Source organism: Roseibium sp. RKSG952, from assembly GCF_009711355.1.
The window spans coordinates 1-752 of the sequence record NZ_SMMF01000374.1 but is presented as its reverse complement, the minus strand read 5'-3'; the positions used below and the strand labels follow the sequence as shown (position 1 = coordinate 752).

Annotated in this window: 1 protein-coding gene and 1 pseudogene; one reads left to right on the top strand and one right to left on the bottom strand. The window is 56.5% G+C overall.

Annotated features, from left to right (window positions below):
* The first annotated feature begins 219 nt into the window (after positions 1 to 219).
* Positions 220 to 561: a helix-turn-helix domain-containing protein gene (locus E1297_RS48900; protein ID WP_209015562.1), complete on the top strand. Its 342-nt coding sequence runs from the start codon at positions 220 to 222 to the stop codon at positions 559 to 561.
* 3 nt (positions 562 to 564) lie between these two features.
* Here the strand turns inward: E1297_RS48900 and E1297_RS49550 are convergent.
* Positions 565 to 752, bottom strand: a pseudogene (locus tag E1297_RS49550) (hypothetical protein); the annotation flags it as partial.

Sequence of the window (752 nt, the reverse complement as noted above, 5' to 3'; positions counted from 1 at the left end):
TCCTTCAGGGCGGGGAAGACGTTAACGCGGAGAAGCTAGATGTCGACTACATCGAAGTTCATGGAGCAATTCGGACAACGGGTGCGAACCCGGGACGTCGCCCAAGTGTCGTCAGGCTCTCCCGTCCAACTGAGCCTGGGCTTTCTTCGGGGCGCAAATATCCCTGAGGCCGCTAGAGTTCTTGTAAAGAGACATCTGCCATTGAGGACGGCACACGCAGTGCTTACTGAAATGGTCGACTGCGGAAAAACGTTCGTGACTGTACCGTGCGTCGAGGATATCAAAACCCTAAAAAATGAGCTGTCTGAAGTTGGTGTGAATGCGAAAGTGCATTCACCCAGGCCGATCAATGTTCGAGCGGTACGCGAACGCACGAAGCTCTCACAGGAGGCATTCTCTGTAAGATATGGTCTAGATTTGGGTACGCTCAGGAACTGGGAGCAGGGCCGTTCATCTCCTGATGCCGCAGCAAAGACCTTACTTTGGACAATTGCCCGAAATCCAGAAGCGGTCGAGGAGTCCCTCGATATGGAAGACGAAGCGCCTGCCCTTTCCGTCTGATAATCACTCAGCCGCGATAGCGGTAGGCAGCTGAGAAACGGGCCTTGGCGGCATAATCCGCGGAACCATCGGATCAGGCTTCTGGTACCTCCGTCCGGTCACCCTGGCCTCGCCCGGACGGCGCGGGGTCAGCACCGGACGGTTCGATTTGCGGCGCTTATAGATCCGGCGGTCGGTGAACTCCGGAACCC